This window comes from Gilliamella sp. GillExp13, from assembly GCF_001690815.1.
GTDB lineage: Bacteria > Pseudomonadota > Gammaproteobacteria > Enterobacterales > Orbaceae > Gilliamella > Gilliamella bombi.
This window is the reverse complement of the sequence record NZ_LZHJ01000092.1, coordinates 25,663-33,677: the sequence shown is the minus strand read 5'-3', so window position 1 is coordinate 33,677 and position 8,015 is coordinate 25,663. Positions and strand designations below refer to the sequence as shown.

General features: G+C 32.8%; 9 protein-coding genes, 1 tRNA gene and 3 pseudogenes. 6 read left to right on the top strand and 7 right to left on the bottom strand.

The genetic code is table 11. The features are described 5' to 3' along the window. The 4 genes from A9G37_RS13570 to A9G37_RS06395 all read right to left on the bottom strand — a co-directional run. A partial coding sequence (locus A9G37_RS13570) for a helix-turn-helix domain-containing protein (protein WP_141671102.1) occupies positions 1-176 on the bottom strand: 176 nt, incomplete at its 3' end. A gap of 160 nt (positions 177-336) precedes the next feature. After that, on the bottom strand, positions 337-1,680 hold the full coding sequence (gene trhP / locus A9G37_RS06405) for a prephenate-dependent tRNA uridine(34) hydroxylase TrhP (protein ID WP_065574967.1): 1,344 nt from the start codon (positions 1,678-1,680) through the stop codon (positions 337-339). Between the two features lie 174 nt (positions 1,681-1,854). Next, positions 1,855-2,046, bottom strand: a complete 192-nt coding sequence (locus tag A9G37_RS06400) for a thermostable hemolysin delta-VPH (protein ID WP_065574966.1) — start codon at positions 2,044-2,046, stop codon at positions 1,855-1,857. Between the two features lie 80 nt (positions 2,047-2,126). Further along, a tRNA-Cys gene (locus tag A9G37_RS06395) sits at positions 2,127-2,200 on the bottom strand. Between the two features lie 297 nt (positions 2,201-2,497). Here A9G37_RS06395 and A9G37_RS06390 point away from each other — a divergent pair. Then, positions 2,498-3,340 carry a MurR/RpiR family transcriptional regulator gene (locus A9G37_RS06390; protein WP_065574965.1) on the top strand — a complete coding sequence of 281 codons (843 nt, stop codon included), beginning with the start codon at positions 2,498-2,500 and terminating at the stop codon, positions 3,338-3,340. 66 nt (positions 3,341-3,406) lie between these two features. Here A9G37_RS06390 and A9G37_RS06385 read toward each other — a convergent pair whose 3' ends face one another. From A9G37_RS06385 to A9G37_RS13195, 3 genes are read right to left on the bottom strand one after another with little or no spacing between them, the layout of a single operon-like run. Beyond that, complete coding sequence (locus A9G37_RS06385) at positions 3,407-3,715, bottom strand: IS3 family transposase (RefSeq protein WP_065574964.1); 309 nt, start codon at positions 3,713-3,715, stop codon at positions 3,407-3,409. Then, entirely contained in the window at positions 3,687-3,758 is a 72-nt protein-coding gene (locus A9G37_RS13565; protein ID WP_442903139.1) for a hypothetical protein, read from the bottom strand. Before A9G37_RS13565 ends, A9G37_RS06385 begins: the two co-directional genes overlap by 29 nt. Before the next feature lie 21 nt (positions 3,759-3,779). Beyond that, complete coding sequence (locus A9G37_RS13195) at positions 3,780-3,902, bottom strand: hypothetical protein (RefSeq protein ID WP_255306866.1); 123 nt, start codon at positions 3,900-3,902, stop codon at positions 3,780-3,782. A 410-nt stretch (positions 3,903-4,312) separates the two neighbouring features. On the opposite strand from A9G37_RS13195, the gene A9G37_RS06380 reads away from it, so the two are divergent. The 5 genes and pseudogenes from A9G37_RS06380 (at position 4,313) to A9G37_RS13335 (ending at position 7,948) form a co-directional block, all read left to right on the top strand. Continuing rightward, entirely contained in the window at positions 4,313-4,744 is a 432-nt protein-coding gene (locus A9G37_RS06380; RefSeq protein WP_065574963.1) for a PTS sugar transporter subunit IIA, read from the top strand. Between the two features lie 10 nt (positions 4,745-4,754). Next, positions 4,755-5,227: pseudogene (locus A9G37_RS06375) on the top strand (PTS system mannose/fructose/N-acetylgalactosamine-transporter subunit IIB). Positions 5,228-5,268: 41 nt separating this feature from the next. Beyond that, positions 5,269-6,063 (top strand): annotated as a pseudogene (locus A9G37_RS13190) (PTS mannose/fructose/sorbose/N-acetylgalactosamine transporter subunit IIC). A 13-nt stretch (positions 6,064-6,076) separates the two neighbouring features. After that, positions 6,077-6,874 carry a PTS system mannose/fructose/sorbose family transporter subunit IID gene (locus A9G37_RS06365; protein WP_141671101.1) on the top strand — a complete coding sequence of 266 codons (798 nt, stop codon included), beginning with the start codon at positions 6,077-6,079 and terminating at the stop codon, positions 6,872-6,874. Positions 6,875-6,883: 9 nt separating this feature from the next. Next, positions 6,884-7,948, top strand: a pseudogene (locus tag A9G37_RS13335) (tyrosine-protein phosphatase). Positions 7,949-8,015 lie beyond the last annotated feature (67 nt).

Sequence of the window (8,015 nt, the reverse complement as noted above, 5' to 3'; positions counted from 1 at the left end):
GTTACCGCATCATGTGCTTGATAGGCTTGATTAGGTTTTGAGTTTCTTTTTATCTCTCGACTTATTGTCGAAGGATGTCTATTGAGTAGCTGGGCTATCTCTTTTTTATTCTTTCCGGCTTGTAATAATACGAAAATCTGGTATCTTTCCTTCCTAGAAAGGTGATTATAATGCATAGCAATCTCCAAACTGTGGTGGTGCGAAGGTGCTAGTATAAATCACCTTTCTACTTTCTTCACTCCACCGTGTTTAAAATTGCACTTCATGTTTGAATCCAGGAATTCTGTTTAATATAACTGTTCGGACATCCCGAACAATTTTTTATGCCTAACCAAACTAATCAAAATTACGCATCAATAATGCATAATTTAAATCGATTTTTTCAGGAATCGGAATATAAACAATATGGCCATCGCCTAAACCAGCAGGAACAGGTTGTCCTTTTTTGTTTTCCATTCGCTCAATCGTGAAAGTTTTATTACCTTTCGGCGTCATCATTTCAACGCTATCCCCAACAGAGAATTTATTTTTTACGATAACTTCAGCCAACCCATTTAACCGCTCACCACTAAACTCACCAACAAATTGTTGCCTTTCCGAAACTGAATGGCTATGTTCGTAGTTTTGCATTTCTTCATGCTTATGGCGACGTAAAAATCCTTCCGTATACCCTCGATGAGCAAGTGCATTAAGCTCTTGTAACAAGCGAGGATCAAAAGGCTTACCTTCACTCGCTGCATCAATAGCTTGGCGATACACTTGTGCTGTTCTTGCACAATAATAAAAAGATTTAGTTCTCCCTTCAATCTTGAGCGAATGTACACCAATTTTTGTTAAATCATCTACTAATTCCACTGCTCTTAAATCCTTTGAGTTCATAATATATGTACCATGCTCATCTTCGTAAGCTTGCATATATTCACCTGGGCGACCTGATTCTTCAAGCATAAATACTTTACTAGTAGTTTGACCAATTCTTAATGTTGGTTCAACTTGTTTTACCGAGATCGGTTCACATTTATGTACAATTTGCCCCACTTCGTCTTCTTTACCCTCAGCAACTTTATATTCCCAACGGCAGGCATTAGTACATGTCCCTTGATTTGAATCACGCTTATTAATATAGCCCGAAAGCAAGCAGCGCCCAGAATATGCCATACACAATGCCCCATGGATAAACACTTCTAACTCCATTTCAGGAACTTTTTCACGGATTTCAGCAATTTCATCAAGTGATAATTCACGCGATAAAACGACTCGAGTTAATCCCATTTGATACCAAAATTTTACTGTTGCCCAGTTAACAGCATTCGATTGTACAGATAAGTGAATTTCCATATCAGGAAAATGTTCGCGAACTAACATGATTAAACCTGGATCTGACATGATAAAGGCATCCGGTTTCATATTTACAATGGGTTCTAAATCACGAATAAAAGTTTTTAACTTTGAGTTATGTGGCGCTATATTCACAACTACATAAAACTTCTTACCTTGAGCATGTGCTTCGTTAATACCAATTGCTAGATTTTCATGATTAAATTCATTATTACGAACTCGTAAACTATATCGCGGTTGGCCGGCATAAACAGCATCTGCACCATATGCGAAAGCATAACGCATATTTTTTAAAGAACCGGCAGGAGAAAGTAATTCTGGTTTTGCATATAAATTTGTCATTAAAAATGCCTCTGATTTCAGGTCAGTATTACTTATAAGTAATAGGTTAAGCAAAATAGGATGGGCATTTTACGCTTTAGCCTATCTGTTGGCAAATTTATTATATTCCAAACTATGAAAAACTTTCAGTTATTGCTTTTCTCGACACTTTTTACTTTGTTTAAGTATGATAAATTAGGTTTTATTATTCAATAATGGTAAATATTCATCCCATCGGTATTCTCTAATTGGCATGGGATTAACCTCTTTAAAATATAAAACTAATGCAGGTTTAATACCATTCCAATTATCCACAAACTCATATCTAACAAGTTTACCATTTTTGATTAACTTCTTTGCTTTTGCATGATAATTAAAGTAGCTCATAAATAATGTTAATAAAGTTAGATTATAAAATTGAAAAATAAATGTAACTGAAAAAACTAAAAATTGATTAATTTAAAAAATGGAGGCGCGTCCCGGAGTCGAACCGAGGTAGACGGATTTGCAATCCGCAGCATGGCCACTCTGCCAACGCGCCTTGGAGGTCTGTTTGGATAGGTTGCAAATAGTATCACTAGCTTGATTAATCGTCAAGATTAAATAGATTATAATTACAGCAATCACTTTATTTTTAACTATATTTTAATTAATCAAATTTTTTGACAGAATTTTAGTATCCCGATACATACCAGATAATGATAAGTTTAAAAGCTAACACTAAGATAATCAAAACTGATTAAAATTATATAAATAACATGCACTATAAAAATATTTTCTATTTTTTATGCTAATTTTATATACTTACGTTAACTATATTTCAATTATAGGCTAAATTATGATTAATTTAAAATTCAGAGAAGTAAAAAAAGACTTATCTTCAAAAGAGTTAAGGGTCGCTCTGTACATTATGGATCATTCACAAACCCTAAAAAACATGAGTATTCAAACCTTAGCCAAACTTAACCATGTTAGTACAAGTACTATTTTGCGTTTGTGTAATAAATTAGGTTATAGCGGTTTTAGTGATTTTAAAGTTGACTTGATTTCATCCTCTCCACAAAAACTAAGTACTGATGTTTTACAAGATGATATAAATCTTAATGATACGTTGAACGATGTAAATAGAAAGGTGCAAGCAATGGAAAAATCATCTATCGATGAAACTCATTCAATGATCAAGGCTAAAGAGCTAGATAAAGCCATAGATTTAATTATTGCTAGTAATAAAATTATTATTTTTGGTAGCAGTAGCAGTGGTTTAGTTGGTAAAGAGCTTGAATACCAGCTTATTAAAATAAAAAAAGATGTTAATTGTCATTTTGATGCACATATTCAAAAAAGTATTGCCAGTACCTTGGATAAAAATGATTTAATTATAATTATATCTCACTCAGGAGAAACACCTGAATGTATTGAGTTGTTAAAATTAGGACAAAAAAATAAAGTACCATCAATTGCTATAACTAAAATGGGACAAAGCCAAGTTTCTATGCTAGCTGATATTATATTAAATACTACATCTACAGAACATGTTTCACGTTTAATTCCTATTCGATCTAAAATTTCGCAAATTTCAGTTATCAATATGATTGTAACTAATTTATTTATACGTAAATATGACAAACATTTGTTATTACAAACTCAAAATAGAGAAGAACGCAAGTACCCTCATCGGTAATATACTCACTGCCGTTTAATGATATTTTATGGTATGTCCACACTTTTTAGTACCAAAAAGATAAGGTCATCGATTTCTTTTGTATTCAATCAGCGACTGGTAATTTAATGTTGAATGAAGTCGATTATAATTAAACCAATCCACATAGTGATTAAATTCCAACTTAAGTTGCGCCAGTGAATCAAAAATAGTATTTGACACAAATTCTGTTTTCACTGCTTTAAATGTGCTTTCTGCAATTGCGTTACCATAAGGACAGCCTTTGCGACTTAACGACCGTTTAATTCCAATGAGTTCATTCCCCACCGGCGATTCATTGCTTTTTTCTGTATGAATACAATATTTTTTACAGGTGTATTTCGAATACCCAGCCATTTTTCGCCATGATTCGACCTATTCGGCGTCGAGATACGGTTATGCCTTGCTTTCTTAGCTCTGCCTACAGACGCCTTGTGCCATAAGCACGATAATTAGTACTAAAAATTTTACCCACTATTTCACTCAGCGATATATCTTGTGGTTGCTGCGTTAATTGCTGTTGATAATAAAAACGATTTCGCATTACATCTAAACATCGACATAGTGCACATACTTATTATGTAAAATTAACTCGATTTTCTTCCTATTATCTTTTGCGATGAATGAACCGGTAGTTTGGTACTGCGTTATTCAATTATCTAATGCTGATTTGGTGAGGTCATACTCTGCGACGATATCCGCACGTTTTTTACCATTTTGATATAACATGGTCATTTGTTTTTGAACTCGCTAGTAAGTCCTACATCAATAAACTTCACAAAATATTTTATCTGTTAAATAGTTACAATTAAACATGATCTAAATCACAATTTTTTAAAAATTTAAAAAAAATTGATGACTAAAATTAAGTATAGATGCAATTTTATTACTAAATAAATATAAAATTAAAGTAACAATATTACATTTAAAGTTAATTAAAGAAGGAAATTGATAATGCATAGACAATTGCCCATTATTTTAGCTAGCCATGGTTCGTTTGCACAGGGAGCACTTGATTGTGCTCAAATGCTAATAGGTAAACAACAAAATATTTGTACAATATCTGTTCAAATCGATAGCAATATCGAAGAATTACGCCAACAAATGGAAGAAAGTTATCAACTACTCAACCAAGGTAATGGTGTAATTATCCTTGTTGATATTATAGGTGGCACACCATGTAATTTGGCGGGAGAATTACTTTTTAAACATGAAGGAATTTTACTTTTTTGTGAATTTAGTATTCCAATATTACTTGAAGTTTTAAATAATCGAGAAAGTACACTTAATGACGTTAAAACAGCGATTGAAGAAATATTTCCACAAAGTTGTATTGATGTTGGACAAATTCTCAACACCAAACCTGAACAATCTACTCTATTGTAAGGAGAAAACAATGCCAATAAATTTAACAAGAATAGATGACCGCCTTATCCACGGTCAAGTGATCACTACTTGGGTAAAAAATTATGATATTGAACAAGTCTTAATTATCAATGATAAAATTGCAATGGATAAAGTTCAACAATCAGTCTTAACCATGTCAGCCCCTCCAGAATTAAAAGTATTGGTTTTTGGAGTACAACAATTTATCGACATTATCAAAAAAACACCTATAAAAAAACGCACAATGCTACTTTTTACAAATAGTATTGATGTAAATAAGTTAATTAAAGGTGGTCTAGAAATTGAAAAACTCAATGTAGTAGGAATGCGGATGCAAGAAGGTCGATATCAACTATCACGGGCGGTATCAGTAACTCCTGAATAAAAACAAGCATTTAAACACATTATTAAAAAAATGTGAAAGTCGAAATTCAAATGGTACCAAAAGATCCAATTATCGAACTAGAACCATTGCTTGATTAAACTTTAACAACTTTTTGTTCATATAATTTGGAGGTTAACTTATGTTAACACAGGCTATTCTTGTCGCCTTTTGGGCGGGAATTTGTTCTATGGATGATGTTGCTCCACAAATGTTACGTCGACCATTATTGACTGGTACAATTGCAGGTATCATCATGGGAGACATGGTTCAAGGGCTCATAATCAGTGCTACACTAGAGTTAATGTGGATGGGCATTGGTAATGTTGGGGCTTATTCTGCGCCAGATATTGTAGCTGGTGCAATTATTGGTGTTTCACTTGGAATTACTACGGGAGGAGGAATTGCAACAGGTATTGCTTTAGGAGTACCGGTATAGCTTCTGTGTCAGCAATTACTTATTATCTGGCGTTCATTTGCTTGTTTTCTTAATCCATGGGCAATACGGGCTATTGAAAATGGTAATTATAAAGCACTAAGCAAAATACATTTTTTCTCAACTCCTGTATGGTTTTTGATTCGTGCTGTACCTTGTTTTATAGCCATTTACTTTGATAGTGAGCTTATTAAAACAATTTTAGATGCTATCCCTCAAAGTATTATCACTGGTATGGGGGTTGCATCTAAACTAATTCCTGCTGTGGGTATTTGTATTTTGCTATTGATGTTATTAAAAGGCAGAATGTGGTTTTTTTTCCTCCTTGGTTTTATGTTAACTACTTATCTAAAATAACCAATTATCCCAATCACATTTATCGCCTTAGCTTTTGCCGTGCTGTATGACATGGCATCAATGAGCAACAAAAATAATGATGCATATAAAAAAGATGATAAACCTGCATTAAATAATAACATTGAAGAGGATTATGACCTATGATAAATGAAAAAAAATAACAAAAAAAGATCTTAATCGCATTTTTTGGAATTTACAAACAATGTCTTTTTCTTATAACTATGAAAAAATGCAAATGATCGGCTTTGCACATTGCATGACGCCAGTATTGGATAGGCTTTATCATGATGCTGATAAAGAAACTCGTGTTCAAGCAATGAATCGTCATCTAGAATTTTTTAATTGTCAAATCAATGCTAGCGCACTAATTTTAGGCGTAACCGCAGCAATGGAAGAAAAAACAAAAGAAGACGAAAAAGAAGCAGTTGTTTCAATAAAAGCAGGTTTAATGGGACCGTTTGCCGGATTAGGAGATAGTCTATTAAAATTCACTTGGATGTCTATTTGCGGCAGCATTGGAGCTGCTTTTGCTCTACAAGGTAATATTATTGGACCAATTTTAATGTTCCTAATCTATAATATAGTCAATATATTAACCAAATATTTCTTTATTCATTACGGATATAATAAAGGCGTTGATCTAATTGAACAATCAAAAAATTCAAACATTATTCAACGAATAAGCAACTTAGCTAATGTAGTCGGAGTTATGGTTCTTGGCTCTTTAATTGCAACAACGGTTAAAGTATCTACACCATTGACGATTAATGTCGGTGAGCAATCAGTTAAAATTCAGGAAATGTTTGATAAAGTAATGCCTAACTTTTTAACCTTGATGTTTGCTTTAGCTACATTCTTCTTAGTGAAAAAATTCCAAGTTAAATATACAGTTACATTAATTTTAAGTGTAATAGCAATAGGCGTAATTCTGTCGGTATTTGGAATTTTAAAATAAGGATGTAACATGAAAAAACAAATTGAAACAGCATCGGTTATTCGTAATAAACAAAATAAATTAAAAATCTCATTTAGAATTAGCGACAATATACCTGTAGATTTATATTGGACAGATGAAGCTAATATCAATACATCTAATAAGACATTGATAAGTAAAAATATACAGAATGATTTCATTATTGATGATCCTTTACAAACAAAACGACGAATTTATTTGATACTACAAATTCGAGAACATGATTCATTTTTATTTGGAGAACGTACTCTTCCTATTGCAGGCTTAAATAACTTTCGTGACTTTGGCGGTTACTTAGGAAGTAATGGTAAACGAGTACAATGGGGAAAACTCTATCGCTCTAATCACTTATATGGATTGAAACCTAATGCTGAAAGTTATATTCGATCACTTGGTATCAAGACTATTATAGATTATCGTTGTGCTAACGAAATTAAAACTAGCCCAAATACTTTCATCGGTGAGCAATGTACCTTTAATTTAGATGCTTCAGCGCAAACGGCTGAACTTGCAGCTCAATTTGCTGCCGACCCTAGTGATGAAGATCGTGCACTAATTGAAAGCATATTACACGATATTCCTAAGGAATTAGTTAATGGTAAAGGCATACAAGTTCTTGAACAATAACGTAATTTTGTATTGAGTGACAAATCGAAAAATGCCTATAAACAGATGCTTCAAATAATGTTAGAACCGAACAATTGCCCGAGCATACAACATTGTCGCGGTGGTAAAGATCGCACAGGTTATGGAGTATTATTACTACAAGTAATGCTCGGGGTATCAGAGGAGGACATTATTTATGATTACATGTTAACCCATCAAAATCGCTTAGAACGAAACAAAATTAAAATGGCTACATATCGAAAAATTACGGATAATGAAGATGTGTTAGGTTATTTGTTGAGTTTAATTGATACACGTGAAAGTTTTGTTATTGAAATTCTCAATACTATGAAAGAAGTTGCTGGCACTCCAGCGAATTACATCAAACAAGAATTAGGTTTCACAGAACAAGATTTTATAACTATGCAAAAAAACTATCTAGAAGATTAATATAACTTTTATTAATAACAAAGCGCAATATTTATTGCGCTTCCATTTTTTATTTACAATAGAATAA